The sequence below is a fragment of the Chryseobacterium sp. R2ACT005 genome, from assembly GCF_049949215.1.
Lineage (GTDB): Bacteria > Bacteroidota > Bacteroidia > Flavobacteriales > Weeksellaceae > Chryseobacterium.
On sequence record NZ_CP188192.1, the window covers coordinates 1855250 to 1877680 of the forward strand.

17 protein-coding genes are annotated in these 22431 nt (G+C 36.2%); 11 read left to right on the top strand and 6 right to left on the bottom strand.

Annotation, left to right across the window (positions count from 1 at the left end; all coding sequences use genetic code 11):
* Positions 1 to 146 precede the first annotated feature (146 nt).
* The 10 genes from ACPF63_RS08575 (at position 147) to ACPF63_RS08620 (ending at position 14354) form a co-directional block, all read left to right on the top strand.
* Positions 147 to 3632, top strand: a complete 3486-nt coding sequence (locus ACPF63_RS08575; protein WP_426482691.1) for a glycosyltransferase family 117 protein — start codon at positions 147 to 149, stop codon at positions 3630 to 3632.
* Between the two features lie 87 nt (positions 3633 to 3719).
* On the top strand, positions 3720 to 5213 hold the full coding sequence (locus tag ACPF63_RS08580; RefSeq protein ID WP_426482692.1) for a hypothetical protein: 1494 nt from the start codon (positions 3720 to 3722) through the stop codon (positions 5211 to 5213).
* A 90-nt stretch (positions 5214 to 5303) separates the two neighbouring features.
* Positions 5304 to 5828, top strand: a complete 525-nt coding sequence (locus ACPF63_RS08585; RefSeq protein ID WP_426482693.1) for a DUF1697 domain-containing protein — start codon at positions 5304 to 5306, stop codon at positions 5826 to 5828.
* Positions 5829 to 6139: 311 nt separating this feature from the next.
* Positions 6140 to 6949, top strand: coding sequence for a 3-deoxy-8-phosphooctulonate synthase (gene kdsA, locus ACPF63_RS08590; RefSeq protein WP_047385197.1), 810 nt, complete (start codon positions 6140 to 6142; stop codon positions 6947 to 6949).
* Positions 6950 to 6992: 43 nt separating this feature from the next.
* Positions 6993 to 9230, top strand: coding sequence for a TonB-dependent receptor plug domain-containing protein (locus tag ACPF63_RS08595; protein WP_426482694.1), 2238 nt, complete (start codon positions 6993 to 6995; stop codon positions 9228 to 9230).
* A 152-nt stretch (positions 9231 to 9382) separates the two neighbouring features.
* On the top strand, positions 9383 to 9763 hold the full coding sequence (locus tag ACPF63_RS08600) for an HYC_CC_PP family protein (RefSeq protein ID WP_257468919.1): 381 nt from the start codon (positions 9383 to 9385) through the stop codon (positions 9761 to 9763).
* A gap of 119 nt (positions 9764 to 9882) precedes the next feature.
* Positions 9883 to 10356 carry a DUF3347 domain-containing protein gene (locus ACPF63_RS08605; protein ID WP_077417135.1) on the top strand — a complete coding sequence of 158 codons (474 nt, stop codon included), beginning with the start codon at positions 9883 to 9885 and terminating at the stop codon, positions 10354 to 10356.
* A 104-nt stretch (positions 10357 to 10460) separates the two neighbouring features.
* Positions 10461 to 13235, top strand: a complete 2775-nt coding sequence (locus ACPF63_RS08610; RefSeq protein WP_426483205.1) for a multicopper oxidase domain-containing protein — start codon at positions 10461 to 10463, stop codon at positions 13233 to 13235.
* 37 nt (positions 13236 to 13272) lie between these two features.
* Positions 13273 to 13875, top strand: a complete 603-nt coding sequence (locus ACPF63_RS08615) for a DUF3347 domain-containing protein (RefSeq protein ID WP_426482695.1) — start codon at positions 13273 to 13275, stop codon at positions 13873 to 13875.
* Between the two features lie 26 nt (positions 13876 to 13901).
* Entirely contained in the window at positions 13902 to 14354 is a 453-nt protein-coding gene (locus ACPF63_RS08620) for a heme-binding domain-containing protein (RefSeq protein WP_426482696.1), read from the top strand.
* Between the two features lie 63 nt (positions 14355 to 14417).
* On the opposite strand, the gene ACPF63_RS08625 is transcribed toward ACPF63_RS08620, so the two are convergent.
* From ACPF63_RS08625 to ACPF63_RS08640, 4 genes are all read right to left on the bottom strand, one after another.
* On the bottom strand, positions 14418 to 16448 hold the full coding sequence (locus tag ACPF63_RS08625; protein WP_426482697.1) for a S9 family peptidase: 2031 nt from the start codon (positions 16446 to 16448) through the stop codon (positions 14418 to 14420).
* 73 nt (positions 16449 to 16521) lie between these two features.
* The gene (locus ACPF63_RS08630) at positions 16522 to 17640 is read right to left on the bottom strand and encodes an FAD-dependent monooxygenase (protein WP_426482698.1); all 1119 of its coding nucleotides are present in this window, start codon (positions 17638 to 17640) and stop codon (positions 16522 to 16524) included.
* A 90-nt stretch (positions 17641 to 17730) separates the two neighbouring features.
* Positions 17731 to 18231 (bottom strand): GNAT family N-acetyltransferase, encoded by a 501-nt coding sequence (locus tag ACPF63_RS08635; RefSeq protein WP_426482699.1) that lies wholly within the window; start codon positions 18229 to 18231, stop codon positions 17731 to 17733.
* 15 nt (positions 18232 to 18246) lie between these two features.
* Positions 18247 to 18852: a hypothetical protein gene (locus tag ACPF63_RS08640; RefSeq protein WP_426482700.1), complete on the bottom strand. Its 606-nt coding sequence runs from the start codon at positions 18850 to 18852 to the stop codon at positions 18247 to 18249.
* Between the two features lie 329 nt (positions 18853 to 19181).
* Here ACPF63_RS08640 and ACPF63_RS08645 point away from each other — a divergent pair, with 329 nt between their 5' ends.
* Positions 19182 to 19922 (top strand): hypothetical protein, encoded by a 741-nt coding sequence (locus ACPF63_RS08645; RefSeq protein WP_426482701.1) that lies wholly within the window; start codon positions 19182 to 19184, stop codon positions 19920 to 19922.
* 265 nt (positions 19923 to 20187) lie between these two features.
* On the opposite strand, the gene ACPF63_RS08650 is transcribed toward ACPF63_RS08645, so the two are convergent.
* Together ACPF63_RS08650 and ACPF63_RS08655 are read right to left on the bottom strand one after the other, a co-directional pair.
* A complete protein-coding gene (locus ACPF63_RS08650; protein ID WP_002979276.1) occupies positions 20188 to 21054 on the bottom strand; it encodes a sigma-70 family RNA polymerase sigma factor in 867 nt (288 codons plus the stop codon).
* Between the two features lie 465 nt (positions 21055 to 21519).
* Positions 21520 to 22311 (bottom strand): S1/P1 nuclease, encoded by a 792-nt coding sequence (locus ACPF63_RS08655; protein WP_077417147.1) that lies wholly within the window; start codon positions 22309 to 22311, stop codon positions 21520 to 21522.
* Positions 22312 to 22431 lie beyond the last annotated feature (120 nt).

Consider the following 22431-nt stretch of genomic DNA (forward strand, 5'->3'; position numbering starts at 1 on the left):
AGGGCATAGTTTTGTAAAAAGTCATTTTCTTATTTACAGTTTTAACACGTCTATAATCGCAAATACTACGCCAAAATTTTTAAATTTTGTTAAAACCCGCATAAAATAAGATAAAAGCCTTATTTTCGCATAATTGATTTAATACTATGAAAAATTGGACTTTTAGGCAATGGAACACCGTTTCAGGATGGGTGATTTTCGTCATTGCGTTTTTCACGTACTTGTCCACCATAGAACCCAATTTCAGTTTTTGGGATTGTGGCGAGTACATTTCTTCTGCAGTAAAACTTGAAGTAACGCACGCTCCCGGAGCAGCTTTATTCCAGATAGTGGGTGCCGTGGCAGCCATTTTTGCATTAGGGAAGGGCGAAAATTATTCTATCGTGATCAACGCGATGTCTGCATTGTTCAGTGCGCTGACTATTTTATTTTTGTTCTGGACGATTACACACTTTGTGAGAAGACTTCTGAACAAAGATTTTGAAGAAATTACAAAACATCAGGAAATCTCTATTTTATTTGCCGGAGCGGTAGGGGCACTTTGCTTTACCTTTTCAGACACATTCTGGTTCTCAGCAGTAGAGGGAGAGGTTTACTCTATGGCTTCTATGTTTATCGCGCTTTTGGTCTGGTTGATCACCAAATGGGAAAATGAGTACAAAGCGGGAGACAGTGAAAGATGGATTATTCTTATTTTCTTCGTTTTAGGACTTTCTGTAGGGGTGCATATGATGGGTATGCTGGCAATTCCTGCAGTATGTCTGGTATATTATGCAAGAAACTACAAGTTTACATGGAAAAATTTTATCTGGGCAAACCTTATTACATTGGGGATTTTGATTATTGTTTTCAAAATTATCTTCCCTTTGATTATGACAATGTTCGGAAGACTTGAGATTTTCTTTGTGAATGGTCTTGGACTTCCTTTCCACTCTGGAACGATTGCCGCTTTTGTTTTAATGGTAGCGATTTGCTATTTCTTAATCAAATATGCAAAGAAAGCAAAGAAAAACATCTACCAGACTGCAGCTTTATCTGTAGTTTTCATGATGATCGGATTCTCTTGCTGGATGGTTATTCCTATCAGAGCCAATGCTAATCCACCGATGAACCTTAATGATCCGGATACTGCAATTGGTATGCTGGATTATTATAACAGAGAGCAGTATGGTGACTGGCCTACAATCTACGGACAAAACTATACAGCATTCCTTGATGCTAACGGAATTGAGAAAAACGAAGACGGAAGCTTTAAGACACAAAAAACCGGAGAGATCTACGAAAAAGATGAAAAAACAGGAACGTACAGAAAGACCGGAGACCGTTTCAATTATGTCTTCAATAAATCTCAGGTAAGCTTAATGCCGAGAATGTTTAATGAGGATAAGGATGTAATGGCTAACTATATTTCAATGTATGGTGCGCCTGATTTTACATTTAATTATGCTAATGAAGATGTGGCAGATAATCCACAGGCCAAGCAGATTTTTGACGAGCTGAGAGCAAAATATGAAGACAAGTCAATTACTGCTGCAGATTATCTGAAAGTAAAACCTTATAACCTTATCAATGTTCAGAAGCCTTCATTCCTTCAGAATATGGAGTATTTCATTTCTTTCCAAAATGGATATTACTTTGTAAGATACCTGATGTGGAACTATGTAGGAAGACAGAATGACCTTGAAGGAAACATGGAAAGCACAAAAGGAAACTGGATTTCAGGAATTCCTTTTATAGATAATGTAACTGTAGGAAACCAGGATAAAATGCCTGCTAAATTCAAAAATGAAAGTACCGTAAAATTCTTCTTCCTTCCGTTAATTTTAGGTCTTATTGGATTCTTTTTCCAGTTAAACAGAGACTTCGGAAGATTCTATGCACTGTTATCTTTATTTATTTTAACAAGTGTCGGGATTGTTTTCTATACAGGAGTAAAACCTTTTGAACCGAGAGAAAGAGATTATGCAATGGTAGGTTCATTCTACGCATTTGCAATATGGATTGGTATGGGAGCAGGAGCAATTTTATGGTTCCTGCAGTCTAAAATAAAATCAAACGGAGCTAATATTGCTTTAGGAGTGGTTTTATTAGGTGTACCTTTCATGATGGGCTTCCAGAACTACAATGTTCATGACAGAAGCAACAGATATACAGCGTATGATTACGCGTATTCAGTTTTAAAATCATTACCGAAAAACGATATCCTTTTCGTTTACGGAGATAACGATACTTACCCGGTTTGGGCGATCCAGGAAACAGAAAGATTCAGAGATGATGTGAAGGTAGTGAACTTTACCCTTGCTTCAACTCCATGGAACCTTGATCAGATAAAAAGAAGAACTTATAACGCTATGGGAATCCCTAGCCAGCTGGCCCACGAAGATTACAGAGACGGTGTAAATGACCAGATCTATATGATGAAGAAAGAAGATTGGGAAGGTGTTTTCTCTATGTTGAAAGAGCAGGGAGCTCCTGAGACAGAATTCCAGTCTTTCAGAAAGTATCTTACTCAGGATTCTTTAACATTGAAAGAAGCAATCAATTTCATTAAGTTCAAATCTCCTGAGAAAGACGAATTGTTGAAAATGTATTTTGGGGAAGAGAAATTTGAAAAGTATAATATTCTTCCGGTAAATAAATTCATTCTTCCGGTAAATAAAGAAAATGCTTTAAAAGCAGGAATCATCAACAAAGAAGATCTTCCGAATGTTGCGAATCAGATCATGATTACTTACAAAGGAAATACATTATATAAGAACAACCTTATTTTGATGGATCTTTTGGCAAACTTTGATTGGAAACGTCCAATCAACTTCTCATCAGGAGGTATCTATGACAGTGAGAATATTTTCTATCTGAACGATTACCTTCAGTTTGACGGATTCAGCTACAGATTAATTCCCATCCAAACACCTCCTACAGCTGATGGAGACATGGGAAGAGTAGATGCTAATTCTCTTTATAACGTAGTGAAAAGCTTCAGATGGGGGAACTTCAAAAACTTAAATGTTCACTTTGATGAAACAGCGACTTCCAATATTATCAGCTATAGAATGTCGGCGAGCAGAGCTGCTGCTGCACTTGCATTAAACGGACAGAAAGCTAAAGCATTAGAAATTCTGGATCTTGCGGCAAAAGAAATTCCTGCTGAGAAATATAACGACCCTCGTTCATTAAGCTCAATTGTATCAGGATATATTATTGCAGGACAGGAGCAGAAAGGTCTTCAGCTTGCTGAGGTTCTTAAAAAAGGAATCTTTGAAGAATACGATTATTATTTAAGCCTTTCCAAAGCAGATCAAAGCTACCTGAGAAGACAGATGAGAACAAAACCTATGGAATATTCTCTTGTAGTAGCTGCTGTAACGGATGCTTACACGAAGATCGGGCAGAAAGAAAAAGGATATGCTTATCTGGTAAAATCTATAGAGCCTATTGACAAGAAGTTCAATGTATTTGTCAAAGATCTTCAGGAAATGGGCAAAGAAAAGGCGATGAAAGAGTCTGAAAATGTTCAGCAGATCACGCCATTCTATCAGTACTTATTTGATGTGATGGAACCATATGATTCTACGTATTCAAAAGAAAAAGAAAATCAGATAACGACAGCAATTATCAAAGCAACTAAATAACATACTTTAAAACGGGACTTCGGTCCCGTTTTTTATTATTGGGATTCCTGAATATTAAGATTATATTTGTGAAATTAAAAATACATAATGGCTGAAACAAAAAATAGCAGGTTCCCTATCTATGCCGTAATTGCTACAGTTGCTTTTAAACTTCTTTTTTTACTGACACATTATATCCAGGAAGATGCGTTTATTACCTGGAGAGTGGCCCAGAATCTACTGGATTACGGAGTAATCGGTTTCAATGGTGATGTCAAAATTTCTGCATCTACTACCCATTTTTATGTTTTTGTATCTTACCTTTTCAATCTTGTTTTTGGAAAAGAAAACTTTATTGAACCTCTTTTAATATTCAATTCTATATTGTTTACGATAGGAACGTTGCTTCTTTCCCATTTGGTTCTTAAAAACCCGTGGCACAAGGCAATCTTTATATTTTTGATCGGCATTTTACCTCCGGCCATTAAAATTTCAATTCTCGGAATGGAATATGGAATTCTGTTTTTCCTCGAGATGTCATTGTTGTATTATGGTTTCCATAAAGGAAAAAAATGGATGCTGACACTTCTTCCGGTGTTAATTATGTTTACAAGAATTGATACTGTGATATTCCTGGGAATTGTATTTCTCGTAGATATGTTCTGGAACAGAAAAATCAGATGGAACTATATTTTTGGCGGAATTCTGGGTGTTTTATCCACAGTTGCTTTCAACTGGTTTTACTTTGGCGAATTGGTTAACAATACCATTACAGCAAAAAAACTTCTTTATAGCGAGAACTTTACGATCCAGCAGCATATCGGCTACTTTTTTAAGAGCTTCGGAAACTTCTGGGGAATGCTGAAAGTTCCCGGAGATTTCAATCCTATGACGGTTGTAATATTGATTTTTGAACTTCTTTGCTTCGTTTATCTGATCAGACAAAGAGAAAAGAGAAACTACTTCTTATGGATGATCTTCATTTTCGGATGGGTAAAACAGATTATTTTTATTTCTCAGAAAAGCTTGTTCGACTGGTATTACTGGGTGCCTCAGCTTTTGCTTTTCGTTCCTATTCTTATTTTTGTACTGGAACAGAAAGAAAAGAGAAATCTATGGCTGTCATTACTTGTTGTATTTTATATTTTTCCGATGCTTGTTTTCCAGACTGTTCACTGTATTGCAACCGGAAACGGAGAGTGGAACTATCGCAGAACGATTGGTACCTTTTTAAATCAATATGAAAAGGATAAAAACCAGTGGATCCTATTGGAACCTGCTGGTTATGTACCTTATTTTTCAGGATTAAAAACGATTGATGAGGTTGGATTGGTAGATAAGCAGATTCAGGAGGAGATAAAAAAAGACAAAGTAAATTACTGGATCAATACGGTAAAGACAAGAAAACCGAAATACCTTCTTTCTTACCAAAATCTATATGACGGGAACAATACAAATTCAGAGTACTATAAAACTCATTATAAGCTTCTGAAAGAATTCAGAGTGAAAGATCATCTGAGAAGTGACAATAAAATTTTAGAGAAAATTTACAACCTGAAACCTTCCGGTACAGACTATAATTTGTACATTAGAGTTGATTAAAATATTTAAGCATTTAAAGATTTAAAAAATAAGGAACTCCCTTAACTCCAAACCCTGCAACCTATGATCTAATCCCTAATCCCTGAAAAAATGAAATACTGTGCTTTTCTCCGTGGTGTCAACGTAAAAGGAACCAATATGAAAATGGCTGATGTCTGCAAGGTCTTTAAAGATGCCGGAATGACTGATGTGGTTTCAATATTGGCTTCAGGAAATATTGTTTTTTCTTCGGATAAAAATACTCAGGATTTAAAGGTGATTCTGGAAAAGGCAATGTCAGATTACTTTTCTTATGAAGCATTTTTGTTTGTAAAATCTCAGGAAGAGACTGAGGTTTTCTGGAAAAGTATCCCTTTTGAAAAGAATGAAGAACTTCATATTTATGGCTTTGTTGGTATTCCAGGGATTGAAAAAGTTCTGATGGAAGAATTTCAAAAAGCTGCTCAGGTTGAAAATGAAAAGGCAGAAATTGTCAATGATATATTTTACTGGCAGGTTCCGAAAGGCAATACTTTGGACTCTACCTTTGGAAAGGTACTGGGCAAAAAAAGCCTTAAAGATCAGTTTACCAGCAGAAATGTGAATACGTTTGAGAAGATTCTGAAGAAATTCTAAATAAAATATTGCGGATGCTTCTACAGGCTCAGCATGACATCGCTATAAAATAACCTTATTGTAACGCAAATTCCGATATGTTCTCTACACTGGTTGTTTATACTGGTTATCATAGTTTTCACATTAATATAACAGATAGTATTAGGGACGTCATGCTGAGCCTGTCGAAGCATCTATCAATTTAATAATAGGAAATTCAAAAATCCAAAAGACTCAAAAACTATTGCAACCATAGCTTGTTAAAGCAATCAAATAATTTCCATTTGTGAAACTTTCTCAGTATTTTTACTGAACTTTTTAATTACAATAAAATGATTCAGTATTTAGATAATATTTCGCACAAAGATTCAAAGAACTTTTTCCTTATTGCCGGACCTTGTATTATTGAGGGGGAAGATATGGCACTAAGAATTGCTGAAAAAGTAATCAATATCACGGATAAATATAATATTCCTTATATTTTTAAAGGAAGCTTCAAAAAGGCCAACAGAAGCCGTGTAGATTCTTTCACCACTATTGGAGAGGAAAAATCACTGGAAATTTTAAAAAAAGTAGGAGAGACATTTAACATTCCTACAACAACAGATATTCATGAAAATGAACACGCAGCTCTGGCAGCACAGTATGTAGATGTTCTGCAGATTCCCGCATTCCTTGTCCGCCAGACTGATTTATTAATTGCAGCAGCGAAAACAGGAAAATGTGTTACCCTGAAAAAAGGACAGTTCCTTTCACCGGAAGCCATGAAGTTTGCTGTTCAGAAAGTAACAGATTCTGATAACCAGAAAGTAGCGATCATTGAAAGAGGAAATTCTTTCGGATATACAGACCTTATCGTGGATTACAGAGGAATTCCTACGATGAGAGAATATGCTCCCGTTATTTTAGATGTTACACACTCTCTGCAGCAGCCTAACCAGAATTCAGGGGTTACAGGTGGAAGACCGGACCTTATTGAAACCGTTGCCAAAGCAGGAATTGCAGTAGGAGCAGACGGAATTTTCATAGAAACACACCCTACACCGGAAACAGCATTGTCTGATGGTGCCAACATGTTAAGATTAGATTTATTAGAAGATTTGTTACAAAAACTAACAAGAATTAGAGAATCGATTTTGTAATTGTTAAAAAAACATTAATTTTAGAAATTCTAAAACATTTCTTTTGAAAAAACTAGTTTTACCGCTAAGCCTTATGGTCCCTATGCTTATTTTCTCCCAACAAAGAAAAAAGGATACAGCGACCACTAAAGTGACCGATATAGAGGAAGTTGTCTTCCAGAAAAAAACAACAGGAAGAACCAACGACCTTACCAATGTGAGAATTTCAGCAAAAGAAGCAAAATCTGTAGCTTCTATCAACGGTGGAATTGAAGGATTGCTTAAGACACTTCCTTCCGTAAACTCCAATACCGAGCTGTCTTCCCAATATATGGTTCGTGGTGGAAACTATGACGAAAACCTTATCTACATCAATGATATTGAGATCTACAGACCTTTCCTGATCAGAAACTCTCAACAGGAAGGGATGAGCATCATCAATCCGGATATGGTTTCTGCAGTGAATTTCTCTGCAGGAGGATTTGAAGCCAAGTATGGTGATAAAATGTCTTCTGCTTTAAATATTTATTACCGTGAACCTGAAAAATTTGAAGTTTCAGGAGAGGCTAGTTTAATTGGAGGCAGATTGACAACAGGGCTGGCTTCAAAAAATAAAAAATTTACAGCTTTATTTTCCGGAAGATACAGAAATACCAATCTTGTTCTTAATACCTTGAAGGAAGATACAGACTTTAACCCTACGTATTGGGATTTCCAGTCTTATCTGAATTATCATGTCAGTGATAAATTCTCTGTGTCATTCATCGGATATTATTCCAAGAATGATTACGAAATGATTCCTAAAGCAAAAAGTGTTACTTTCGGAAGCCTTCAACAGCCTATTACAGTAAATATAGGATATGCTGGTAAAGAAAATGACCAGTATAAAAATATGATGGGTACATTCTCCATGAATTATAAGCCGACCGACAAATGGAAGCTTACTTTGGATGCCTTTGCCTATCAGAACAGAGAAAGAGAATATTATACAATACAGTCAGCATATGAGCTTCAGACATTTGATCCGGTAACACAGCAGCCTGTGACATCTTTTGATGTTGGCGGACAGATAGAACATGCAAGGAATGATTTATTTGTAAGAACATACGGAACACAGTTCAGAGCCAAATTTTCTCCTAATGTAAATACCGACTTTGAAGTTGGATTTAAATATGAGAAAGAAAACCTGAAAGATCTTACCAATGAGTGGAAATTGGTAGATTCCGCAGGATATAGTATTCCAAGACCGGAAATTATTGATCCGAGAACAGGAACTACAGGAGATCTTAAGCTTGCTTATTATATTGCCGGACAAAACAATATTGAACCTACAAGACTTTCAGCCTATGCACAGTATTCGCAGAAATTCTACTGGGGAGCGAGCAAAGTGTTTGTAAATGCCGGAGTACGTGTTGCCAACTGGAGTTTCAATAAAGAAACAATATTCTCTCCAAGAGTCCAGTTTGCGATAAAGCCTGATTGGGACAGTGATATCTTGTTCAAAATTTCAGGAGGGATCTATTATCAGTCTCCTTTCTATAAAGAAATTAAAGATTTAGACGGTAATTTTAATTCTAATATAAAGTCACAGCGCTCTATCCAGGTAATTCTTGCCAACGATTATGAGTTCCAGATGTATGACAGACCATTTAAGCTTACAACAGAGCTTTACTATAAGAAAATGGATAATCTGATTCCGTATTATATGGATAATGTGAGAATCCGTTATTCCGGGCAGAATAATTCCAAAGGATATGCGTATGGTATTGATACCAGATTATTCGGAGAATTTGTGCCTGGTGTAGATTCTTGGCTGTCTGCAAGTTATGCTAGAGTATATGAAAATATTGATGGAAGGGGAGATATTCCGAGACCTACAGATCAGAGATTGAGATTTGCCATGTTCTATCAGGATTATATGCCAAGCTTTCCGTCTATGCGTGTGAATCTTACTTTGGTCTATGCTATGGGAATGCCTACAGGAGCTCCTGTACTATTCAACAGTAACGGGCAGCCGGATTTTGGTTCTGCTTATAATTATCAGCAGACTCTTCCTGCCTATAAAAGAGTAGACTTAGGATTGACAAAAGTATTTATCGATCCGAAAGAAAAGAATAAGAGATCTGGTTTCTGGGGTAATTTTGAAGAACTGACATTAGGAGTTCAGGTTTTCAACGCATTCAACATCAACAACACGGTAGCGAACCAATGGATCACCGATTATAACAGCAATTATATGTATCCGGTTCCGGTACGTCTTACAGGACGTTTCTTCAATGTGAAACTGGAGTTCAAACTGTAAAAATTAGAGGTTGAAGTTGACTTTAATCTCTCAAAAAATAAATAAAAGCTTTCGGAAAAATTCGGAAGCTTTTTATTTTGCCCGAATTTTATAACAACATTACCAAATTTTATAACAATGGTCTCAAAGATATTTTTAATTTTGTCTTATCAATGAAAAAGATTCTTGCCATATTGTTTTCTATTTTCTACTTCGGATTTTCTTCCGGAGCAGCTTTTAGCATTCATTATTGCATGAAGGAATTTGTTTCTGTAAGCCAGAAAACTGATGGTATCTGTGCTAAATGCGGTGCTAAAGACAAAAAAGGATGCTGCAAAACAGAGATCAAAGTAGTAAAAGTAGATGATTCCCAGAAGTCTGATCTTCTGAACATCGATTTTTTAAGTTCAATTTCAGAAGTCCCGGTGAAACATCAGTTTGCTGTTGTTGACAAATCTTTTTCAGTAACCAAGTATACTCAAATTCAGATTAATGGACCACCAGAATACCGGCCGGTTCCTATCTACATCAATCATTGTAATTTTAGAATTTAGAATCCGTCTGTCGTTTTCTGTATCATTACCGTATACAGTTACTGGCGACATGTTCTGACGCATATTTCTGATGCGTTACCATTATTCTTTATTAAAAATTAATTCTAAAATTTAAAACAATGAAAAAATATATCATCACAGCAGCCCTATCTTTATTTTCAATCATTTCATTATCAGCACAATCTAAAAAGGATGCTCAGGTTTCTAAGCTGTATCAGAACTATATCGCAATCAAATCAGCGTTAGCTTCAGATGATGCTGACAAAACATCAAAAGCCGCAACAGAATTCATTAAAACAGCTTCAACCATTGATTATAAAATGGTTTCAGAAGGTAACCTGAATGTTCTGAGAAAAGATGCGTCTGCTATTTCTGAAGCAAGAAACGTTGCTGCCCAAAGAGAAACTTTTTTCAATCTTTCAGATAATATGATCGCTTTGACCAAGCAGTTCAAACTTTCTGAAAAACCAGTCTATGTACAATATTGCCCAATGGCTGACGGAAGCTGGCTGAGCGACGAAAAACAGATCCTTAATCCATACTACGGGAAGTCTATGCTTTCATGCGGAAGTGTAAAGTCAGAGATTAAATAATTAGTCTATTATTCTTTAAAATAATAAGTTGTATATCTTAAGTTATAATTAACTTTAAGTTGTACAGCTTCTAAAAACTTTGAAATATTATGAAAAAACTGATAATGTTTCTGGTGCTTTTATTCTCTGTTTTTACTTTCGCACAAACTACAAAAACATATTATACCTGTCCGATGCATCCTGAAGTGGTGTCCTCAAAACCTGGAGACTGCCCGAAATGCGGAATGACTCTGGTTAAAAAGACGGTCGTTGTAAAGCCTTATGCGAAACCTATACTTAAAACAGAAACGAAGACAAAGCCTGCAGAAACAAAAATAAATAAGGTAAAAGTTGAGAGAAATGGAGACCTTAAAAAGGCAAGTAAAACAAAGGAAACCAATAAGGCTGAGAAAGCAAAAGTAATAAAGCCTTCTGTTCAGCCAGAGAAAAAAGCTGTATCACCAGCTAAAACCCAGGTTTTAACTCAAGCTCAAACTACTTATACCTGTCCGATGCATCCTGAAGTAGTTTCCGATAAGCCGGGAAAATGTCCTAAATGTGGGATGGATCTGGTTGAAAAGGAAGATCATTCTCATGTACAGGCAGAAAATCCGAAAGAGGAGAAATCTATTTTAAAACGTAATTCTGAAAACGGAAGAATTACTTTTGGTGGAAAAACAGTTCGTTATGATCTGTATGTAAAAGATACCATTGTCAATTTCACTGGAAAAAACAGGAGAGCAATTGCGATCAATGGGAAACTTCAGGCTCCTACTTTATATTTCACAGAAGGAGATACTGCCGAGATTTACCTGCACAATATGCTTAAAGAAAATACAGGATTGCACTGGCATGGAGTAATTCTGCCCAATGAGCATGATGGAGTTCCCTATCTTACTACAAAACCTGTGACACCGGGAGAAACCCACTTATACAAATTCAGAGTTTCCCAAAACGGAACGTATTGGTATCATTCCCATGAAGCCCTTCAGGAGCAGATAGGAATGAATGGAATACTGGTTTTCAATAAAAGAGAAGGTGAGCCTAAAACAGAATACAATGCGGAAATTCCTGTTTTGCTGGGCGATTGGAGTGATGATGATCCCATGCAGATTGCAAGACGACTTCATATGGCCAATACAGACTGGTATGCGGTAAAGAAAAATGCAGTGCAGAGTTATTGGGAAGCCATCAAGTCCGGAAACTTCGGGACAAAAGCATTGAATGAATGGAAAAGAATGGAAGCCATGGATGTAAGTGATGTCTATTATGATAAATTTCTGATTAATGGTACTCCCAGTTCTGATTATTCTAATCTAAAAGCTGGTGATAAAGTAAGATTGAGAGTCGCCAATGGAGGTTCATCCACTTATTTCTGGCTGAATTATGGTGGAGGAAAGATAAAAGTAGTTGGAAATGACGGTAATGATGTTGTCCCGGTAGAAGTTGACCGTCTGATTGTTGGGGTTTCTGAAACGTATGACATTGAAGTTACCATTCCTGAGAATAAAAGCTTTGAATTCAGAGCGACTTCTGAAGATAGAATAGGACATGCTTCCCTTTGGCTGGGTTCAGGTGAAAAAATTGAAGCACCCAATCTTCCAAGGCTGATGCTTTTTGAAGGAATGAAAATGATGAACGGCATGATGGAGATGAGCGGAAATATGAAACCGATGAATATGACGATGGGAAATCAGATGATGGATATGAATGAAGTGATGTACCCGGAATTATCTGAAAATCAAAGAAAAACTACAGCGAAACATATCAATGAAATGATGGGAGTGAAGACAAAGGAAGATAAAAAAGAAGATCACTCTCAACACTCAGAAATGGAGATGAAGGAAGAAAAAACAATCAAGAGATTGTCTTACAATATTTTAAAATCTCCTGAAAAAACCATTCTTCCTACGGATACCATTCGTGAAATGAAATTTACGCTGGAAGGAAATATGAACCATTATCTGTGGACGCTGGACAACAAAACTGTTACAGAGACAGATAAAATTCTGATTAAAAAAGGAGAGATTGTTAGAATTAAACTATACAATAATTCTATGATGCGTCATCCGATGCACCTTCACGGTCATGATTTCAGATTAATAAATTCAAAAGGCGAGTATTCTCCATTGAAAAATGTAGTGGATATCATGCCGATGGAAACCGTAACAATAGAGTTTGCTGCCAATCAGGATGGAGACTGGTTTTTCCACTGTCATATTTTATATCATATGATGGCAGGAATGGGAAGAGTTTTCAGTTATGAAAATTCAAAACCGAATCCACAGCTTCCGAACAGAAAATTAGCCTGGAAAAATTTTATACAGGATAATACAATGACCAGTTCTATGGCGATGCTGGATATAGCAAGCAATAAAATTCATGCAGAAACAATGACAATGTTCGGACCGAGATGGGCAAACCTTAACGAGTTTCATTCCAACTGGAATTTTGATCATTTTGAAGGAAGTGCAAAAGTAGGACGCTTCTTAGGAAAATTCCAATGGGCGCTTCCTTATGCAGGAGTCAGAGTTCAAAAAAATCATGAGATCATGGAAAGACAGATGACAGAGGATATGGGTATGGATTTTCATGGTAAAAAAACCTGGTTCGGACAGCAGAAAGCTTCCAAAAACAAATTTGCATTCATGATAGGTATGCAGTATGTACTTCCCATGTTGATTACCGCTGATGCAAGTGTGGACCAAAACGGAAAAGTATTATTGGAGCTGAGCCGTGAGGATATTCCACTTTCCAGAAGACTGAGAGGAAATTTCAGTGTCAATTCTGATGGGGAATTCTCAACAGGAATGAGATATATTCTTCAAAAATGGTTATCCGTTTCCGGAAACTATGATAATGAAATGGGCTGGGGTGCAGGTGTTACTTTAACCTACTGATACACAATAGAATTTTATAAAATTAATTTAAAAAAAAATGAAAAACATATTAACCGTTCTTTTAGTAGGAGTTCTTTTATACTCGTGTAATAAAAACAGTTCCTCAAAAAAGGCAGCAGAAACTGATCTTAAAACGCAGGAAGAGTCTGTAGAAGCTGTACCACTAAAAGCAGAGAATGATTCTGAAAAAGATATAAAAAAATCAACAGTTTCTTCAGTATTTTCAATAAAGCAAATTGTGGAGGGGTATCTGCCTTTAAAAAATGCTTTAACAAAGGATGATTCTAAAACCGCTTCATTAGAAGCTAAAAAACTGTATTCTATCTTAAAAAAACAGGATGGAAGTAAGCTAAATTCTGAAGTAAAAGATATTTTGGAAAGTGCAGCAGAGAATGCAGAACATATAGGTGAAAAATCTGACGATATAGCCCATCAGAGAGAACATCTGCTGTCCCTGAGTAATGATATTGCCGATTTAATCAAAGAAAAAGGAACCGACGGATTAAAATTATACCAGGACTTCTGTCCAATGTACAATAATGGAAAAGGAGGAACCTGGATCAGTGAGTCGGAAGAGATCATCAATCCGTATGAAGGGCAAAAAATGATCAACTGTGGATCTGTAAAAAAAGTATTTTAAAATTGTAAAAAGTGATGAACCGACACATGAAAAACATATTGTTAGGGTTTGTTCTAATTTTTTTACTTATTCAGATCATTCAGCCTGCCCGTAATATTGATTACGGGCAGGTTCCTTCAACAGATATTTCAAAGGTGTACAAACTTCCTGAGAATGTGCAATCTGTTCTTACAAATTCCTGTTATGATTGTCATAGCAATTCTACTCATTATCCGTTTTATTCCTATATACAGCCTTTAAGTTATTATCTTGAAAAACATATTACAAAAGGAAAAGAAGAATTGAATTTTAATGAATGGGGTAGTTACAGCCGTCGTAAACAGGCCAATAAATTAGAATCTATTGCTCATCAGATACAACAGAAGAAAATGCCGCTTACCTCTTATACTTATCTTCATCCGGAAGCTAAACTTTCCGAAAAACAGATAGAAGAAATGGTCCGTTGGATAGAGCAAATGCAGGTTGAAAATGAAAGATAAGGACTTAAAAAATAAAAGCCATCTCGTAAAAATGAGATGGCTTTGTTTTATTATATAGAAACTTTATTTAGAAGCTCCTGCAGTTTTTTCGCTTTTGGGTGTGTAAGTCACCTTTGAAATATCAACGGTCATTTCCTTCAGGCGTTTTGCCACATTTTCAGGCATTTCTTTCTGATATCTACCTCCGATTACTTCAGCAAGGAATTTCTCCGTTTCAGCATACATTGCCATGCTGTTAACCGGCTTACGGAATCCATGGCCTTCATCATCAGCAAGAATGTAATTTACCTTTTTCCCTTTATCACGAAGCGCAATGACAATCTGATCTGCTTCAGCCTGCTTCACTCTTGGATCATTAGCTCCCTGAACAATCAATAATGGCTTGTTGATTTTATCCACACTGAATAAAGGGCTGGCATCATGCATACGTTTTTTACCTTCTTCGGTTTTAGGATCACCTACCATTCCGTACAGGAAAGCACGTGCCGCTTCCCAGTAAGCAGGTACAGAATCCAATAAAGTAAAGAGGTTGCTTGGTCCTACAATATCTACTCCCGCAGCATATACATCCGGAGTGAAGGCTAAACCTGCCAGTGTTGCATATCCACCATAGCTTCCTCCCATGATCACTACTTTGTTTTTGTCTGCAATTCCCTTATCAATCAGGTATCTTACGCCCCATGTGATATCGTCCTGCATCAGTTTTCCCCACTGAAGATCTCCGCCATTCTGGAACTTTTTACCATAACCGCCACTCGCTCTGAAGTTAGGCTGTAATACTGCATATCCTCTGTTGGCTAAAAACTGTACCGTTGAATTGTACCCCCAATAATCCCTTGGACCCTTCGGACCTCCATGAACAAGAACAACGACAGGTACATTTTTGCCTGATGAACCTACAGGTAGAGTCAGATATGCCGGAATTTCAAGTCCGTCACTGCTTTTATAAGAAATAGGAGTCATTGCAGCCAGATACTTTTCAACCTTTTTTAATTCTGTTCTTGGGGTATACTGGAAAATCAGCTGTTTTGTTTTTGCATCAAAAAAATACGCTTCAGAAGCATATTTATCCCCTCCAACAGCAACTAAGAATTTAGAATAATCATTGGTAGAGCTTGAAAAATTAACTTCTCTTCCAGGAAATTTACTTTGCAGAAATTTATAATTGTCCTCCCATGTTTTGTCTTTCCAGTAGTATTCTGTTTTGTCTCCGGTGTAAGAGGTGTAGATCATCTTTCTGGTATTTCTGTCCAGAAACAGCCCTCCAAAATCTACTTTATCTTTAGGGTCACTTTCTATTTTTGTAATCTGTTTGGTTTTCGGATCCATCAGGAATAAGGTAGATTTATCAAGATTCCCTTTGTTGGTTACCAGATAGAATTTAGAATTATCTTCATTCCAGTTTGAGATATAGGCACTTTCTGTTACCAAAGTCTCATAAATAGGAGTCAGTTTATCGCCTTCTTTATAAAAAAACTGGGTAGTTCCTTTATCATCCGTTTTGGAAAGGACTCTCAATTTTTCATCCCAGTCAAATTCATAGCTTGTGATACGGTCTGTATTTTCATAAATCTTTTTCAGCTCACCTGTAGAAATTTTCAATGAATATAAATCATGCCATGCTTTATCACGGTTATTTAATCCAATCATCAATAAATCAGGATCTTTTCTGCTCACCATATAGATCTGTGCTGTAACATCTTTAAGAGGTGTTATATTCCTGGATTCCGGAACTCCGGTGGTAATTTTTGCCATAGGATCTACGGCGAAAATATTCATGTTTTCATCCCCGTTACCATCTTTTACATAAAGGATATACTTTCCGTCTTCTGACCAGAAATATCCGTTCATCGGGCGTTTGCTATCCGTGAGTGGACGGGCTTTTTCAAAAGGTTCATCAATTTTTTTTACCCATATATTCATGATACCGCCATATTCTTTTGTAAAGGAAATCCATTTTCCATCCGGGCTCAACTGTCCTCCGGAAATTTCCGGATTTCCAAAAAATAATCCTCTGTCCAGTACCGGGACCTCCTGTGCTTGTGCTGTATGTACTCCTATGAATAAGAGCAATACATAAAAGATTTTTTTCATGTTTTTAATTTTAGTTGTTATTAATAAATCGAATATAATTTTTTAAATTTTATATTTTTCTTAAACCGGACTTCTACATTTCCAGTTGTATAATCTTTTTAGCCATTTTTTGATTGATGCTTTCCGGAATCATACCCATCAGAAAATTACGTATTGAATTTCCTCTTTCCCATTGAGAAACTTTTCCTATGGTTCGGCTTGTGTTGACAATATAATCTACTTTTTTTCTTCTGATGCTTTGAAATGCTTCAAAAACCGCATTGAAATCCTGATTTTTTTCCAGTAGTTTTCCAATGATATAAGCATCTTCAATTGCCTGGCAGGCACCTTGTCCCATATTGGGAGTTGTGGCATGAGCAGCATCTCCAATCAGACATAAATTTTCAGAATACCATTTGGGAATAGGTGAGAGGTCAGAAATTGTGTTACAAATAATATTTTCGTCTGCGGTAGCTTCGATAAGTTGTAATACCAAAGAATCAAAATCATTAAAAATCTCTGCGATTTCAGTATATTTCCCAAAGCTTTTTTCATTCACGCAGGCATACCAGTATACTTTTTTATCAGAAATTTTTACAAATCCAAAACGTTTTCCTTTTCCCCACATTTCAAAGGCCTCCTGATGATGTTTCTCAGGCAGATCGAAATCTAAAAGACCACGCCAGCATTTTTGCCCTGAATTACGGATCGTTCCGGTTTTTAGAATCTGGTTTCGGATAGGGGATTTTATGCCGTCAGCTCCAAAAACGATCTGGCTTTCAAATTGATTCCTGTTTTCAAAATCTAAAATATAGTTTCCTTTTTTTTCAATTTTTTGTAGAGAATGATTCAGTTTAATGGAATCGGAAGGAAGGTTTTCAGCTAAAATCTTCTGGAGCTCAGCACGGTGGATCGCAACATTGCATGAATTGTATTGAGTTTCCAATTCCAGAATTTCTGTCTTGGAGATGGTCTGTAACGATTCAGTGGCAATAACAATTCTGTGAATTTTATTGCCAGCCTTTTCAATTTTTTCCTTCAATCCCAGTTGATCAAATACCTGCATCGCATTCACTGCCATCATAATCCCGGCTCCTACAGGTTTTATTTCGGAAGCGGATTCATAGATCGTGAAATCATACTGATGCTGTTTCAGTACATTTCCGAGAGTTAACCCTCCGATTCCGGCTCCGATGATTGAAATGGTGTTCATAAGTTTTTTGTTGGATGATTGATACTCTTGATGTTATGCAGTTTTTAAGGGAGGATTTTACCTTTAAAATTTGATGCTGCATATTTAAATTTATATTGTTAAAATATAGCTTTCCGATACCTTTTTAAAACCATACTTACTAAAAAAGTTGTGAGCTCCATGATTGTTGACTCCGCTTTCCAACAGGATGAAATTGATGTTCCAGTCTTTAGATTCATGAATAGCTTTCTCCAAAAGCTTACTTCCAAGTGACTGACCTCTTACAGACTGATCCAGCAGCATATCCTCCAGAATTGCATACTTTTTAAAAGGGCTGTTGATCACATTGAAAACCATCATTCCAACAATTTCCCCATTTTCATTTTCTGCAATTAAAATATTCAGCTTGGAGCTGCCATCAGAATTAAAATCAGTAATCAGCTGCTCGGTAAGAATCAGTTCAAGATCCGGATTCCAGTGATGGGAATCAATAGCTCTGCCGGACATCATTTCGCCATGGGAAATATAAGAATCTGTTTTATGGGTAATAAAAAAGTCTACCAGTTCTTTAACGCGGGCTTTATCAGTGAGCCATTTTGTAGTATATTTCATGAGGTGTAATGGTGTTTATTTTAATTTTTTCAATTCTCCCAGCAGTTGATTCTGCTTATTGATAAATTGGTTAAGGCTGTCTGTTTTCAAAGGATGAGCATTCTGATATTTTTCAATTTCAGGAAGAGTCTTTCTGATTTTGAATACAATATATTGATCATAAAGCACTGCTTTATTCGCCTTTATTTTGCCGATGAGATCTCTGATAGCTTGTGTTTTTACATCATATTTTTTAGAGCTTGCCTTTATTTCTTCTTCAATCTGCTTTTTGGTAATGGAATCGGTTACAGAGCTAGATAATGTAGTAGCATCATTATAGTATATTTCTGATTTTCCGATAATATCATCATATTCCGAAATAGCGGTTTCGGTTTCTTTTTGAATGTTTTCTATTCTGTTGTCCAGTTCCTGTAAGGATTTATCATTTTTTATAAGTTCCTCATAGATTTCATTAACAAGGTTTCCACCACGTGAGTATGTGGCATTTTTCTTAATAGATCCTGAAACTGAAGATTCAGCATTGTCAACTGCATTTTCTACTATAGGAGCTTGCCGTGATTTGTTTTCTTTGCAGGAAATTACGGAGAAAGCCAGGATAGAGGCGAAAAGTATTTTTTTCATAGTCTGTTTTATTTTGGTGTATTATCAACGTCATATCCCAACAACTAAAATTACTCATTTAGATTTTATTGCAAATGAGTAAAGGATATGATTTTGATTAGTTGAACAAATGGTGAAGAATGTTACATAAATCTGCAGATTGAATGTAATTAGTCCTGTTTATAACCTCTGATGTAAACAAGAAAGCAGACTCCGCTTATAAAATTAATGACATATTTAAAAATGTCAGACCTGTGCTATACTCATGTCATATCTGTGTAATAGGCATTTTTTAGAAGTGGGTTTTACTCTTTTGTATTATTGCGGCTTAAATATTAAAAAAAATAGTAATGGGGAAAAAAACTATTCTCATATGCTCTTTGATCATCTCATCAGTGGCATATTCTCAGGTTGGAATTAATACGACTAACCCTCAAGGCACTTTCCATGTTGATGGAGCTAAAGACAACCCTTCTACGGGAGCTCCTTCCACAGCTCAACAGGCTAATGATTTTACTGTAACTCCTGCCGGAGCTGTGGGAATTGGGATAACGGTTCCGACTAACACTCTTGATGTTAATGGGACTGCAAGAATAAGAACTATCAACTCTGCCTCATCAGGAACCGTTTTGTCTTCTGTTTATGTAGATGCTACGGGGGTTGTAATGAAACAAGAAAGTTCAACCACTGGTGAAGTAAGATCTCATAGCGGTACTATTGGTGCGGGCGTTAATGGTTTATATTTGTCAGGTATCCCGAATGGTTTATACAGGCTTACTATTACAAATGTTAACGGTTGTGGTGATGCTACTACTGTAAATTATTTGGTTCATAGTTATTCAACTAACAGTTATTACGGTCTTAAAGGAATAAATGGTTTTTTAACCAGTACTTTTGGCTCTCCAACATATGCTCAGACATCAAGGAATACTGTTGTTGTGACATGGTCAGGCCTTGGAGGGTGTGCTGATGGTGGTAATGCAACAGCATTTAATTATACGGTAACTATGCCAACTGCAGGACAGATCAATATAATAAATAACGGAAACGTAGCGAGAAATTACAAAGTAACTCTTACTAGAAATGACTAAAACCAGCTTGTTTTTTTGAAATCGGGATATCGTCTTCGAATAAATTGACGATAATATTACGGTACTTAGTTATCCGGGGAAGGATATTTCTCCGGGTTTTTTGTGTATCTGATCTCAAAGAAAGTGAAATTGATGTGTTGTTTGAACCAACTAAAAATGTTACATCAATTATACAATACATTAAATAAGTTGCTTTATTGATGAATTACAATAAAAAACGGAGCCTGAAAAACAGACTCCGCCTATAAAATTTTTTACGCTAAAATTATTTACCCAGGTAAGATTTAAGAATCTTGCTTCTGGTATTGTGTTTTAGTCTCTTAATTGCTTTTTCTTTGATCTGACGAACTCTTTCTCTTGTAAGATCGAAAGTTTCACCAATTTCTTCTAAAGTCATTGGGTGTTTTCCGTTCAGTCCGAAGTATAATCTTACCAAATCAGCCTCTCTTGGCGTCAGAGTATTCAATGCTCTTTCAATCTCAATTTGCAGAGATTCAAGCATCAGATCTTTATCAGGACTTGGAGATTCTCCTGAACGCAATACATCATAAAGATTAGAATCTTCACCTTCTACTAAAGGTGCATCCATAGACAGGTGTCTTCCGGAGTTTTTCATTGATTCTTTGATATCTTCCTCGCTCATGTCAAGAACTTCAGCCAATTCTTCCGGAGAAGGTGGTCTTTCATTTTCCTGCTCAAGGTGAGCGTATGCTTTATTGATTTTGTTGATAGAACCAATCTTGTTCAATGGTAATCTTACAATTCTTGACTGCTCAGCCAATGCCTGTAAAATTGATTGACGGATCCACCATACTGCATAAGAGATAAATTTGAAACCTCTAGTTTCATCGTACCTTTTTGCCGCTTTCATCAATCCTAGGTTACCTTCATTGATCAAATCGGGTAAAGAAAGACCTTGATTTTGGTATTGCTTGGATACAGAAACTACGAAACGAAGGTTGGCTTTGATTAATTTCTCCAGTGCGGCTCTGTCGCCTGCACGTATTCTTTGTGCCAATTCTACTTCTTCGTCCGCAGTGATCAGTTCCACTTTACCAATTTCCTGCAAATACTTGTCTAATGAAGCAGTTTCCCTGTTGGTAACCTGCTTAGTGATTTTTAATTGTCTCATTTATTTTATCCTCAAAAAAGAGTTACTATAATATATACGTATGAAAAGGTAAAAAGGTTACACAAGTTTTATTTTTTTTGTAAAATGTACAAAGTAAAATGTATGAATGTCTTTTTGTTTTTATGTAATTGATTGATAAAAAGTGAATTAAAATGATTTAAGTAGAGTGTTTTTTTATAATGTAAAAAGTAAAATAAATGAATATTTTTTCAGAGATATTTTAATAAATTGATAACTAGCATGTTATGATTTATTTCATTTAAAAACCAAAGTATACATCAATAAGAGGATCTGAAATTCTTTAAAAAACCTCGTAAATTCCCTAAACCCTAAACCCTAAACCCTAAACCCTAAACCCTAAACCCTAAACTTTAGACAAAAAAAAAACGAAACCGAAGTCTCGTTTTTATATCTAAGAATACTTTTTAAGCTGTCTTTACTTAATCCACAACTTACAATCCGTATTTAGAAAAGCTCATTTAATACTTTTGCCAGTCTCAATCCTCCGTACAATAGTTGTCTTTCTACAGTATCATTAAACTTATACTGATAGTCGTAAGATAATTTAGAATCGTTAGGAGTCTGTGCATAGATCTTGTTGGCAATTTTATGAGAATCGTACAACCAGTCTTCCAGTGTCCCGGACTGTATCTGTGCTACTTCTTCTTTAGATTTGATATCCAGAAGCTTAGAATACTCCGTGTAGCTGTATTTTTGAGAATCCACCAATTTCCCGTCCCAAACGGAGTGTAAATTAGTTTTTTCCCCGAAATAGGTCACATTGATTTTGTTTCCACCTAAATCTTCTGCTCTTCCCACGTGAAGGGGTTGTGCAAGATCTCCCATAATATGGATAAGGAAGATTAAAGCAATTTTTCTGTCTTTTTCAGAAGTCTTTTTGTCTTTGATCTGGCTGGATAATGTGTTTACCTGAGTGTAAAGGCTTGGTCCTGCCTGTGCTTTTAAGTTTTGTTCAAAAGCTTTAAAGTCGGTCATCGGATCAATATTTACATAATGCCATGATGAAGCCTGTTTCCATGCTCCAGTGGTATCAGATTTGATGAAGTCCGGCCAGTTGGCCCAGTACGCCAGGCGTTCTTTTCCCATCATCTTTTTAATTTCTCTTCTTGCTTTTCGGGAAAGATGGTTTTCTGCAATGTCTGCAATAACCCTGTGTCCCGTTAATCCCCATGCATAAGAATAAAGTGAAGAGGCCATGAATGCTAAAATCAGAATTTTAGAATAAATACTTTTCATTTTAAATAACAATTTTCAGTCTGCAAAGATACGGCCCGCTTTCGGAATGAGCATGCATTATCCTGAATTTATTCCATAAGATGATGTTAATAAAATTTAATCTAAATAAAAGACCTATTT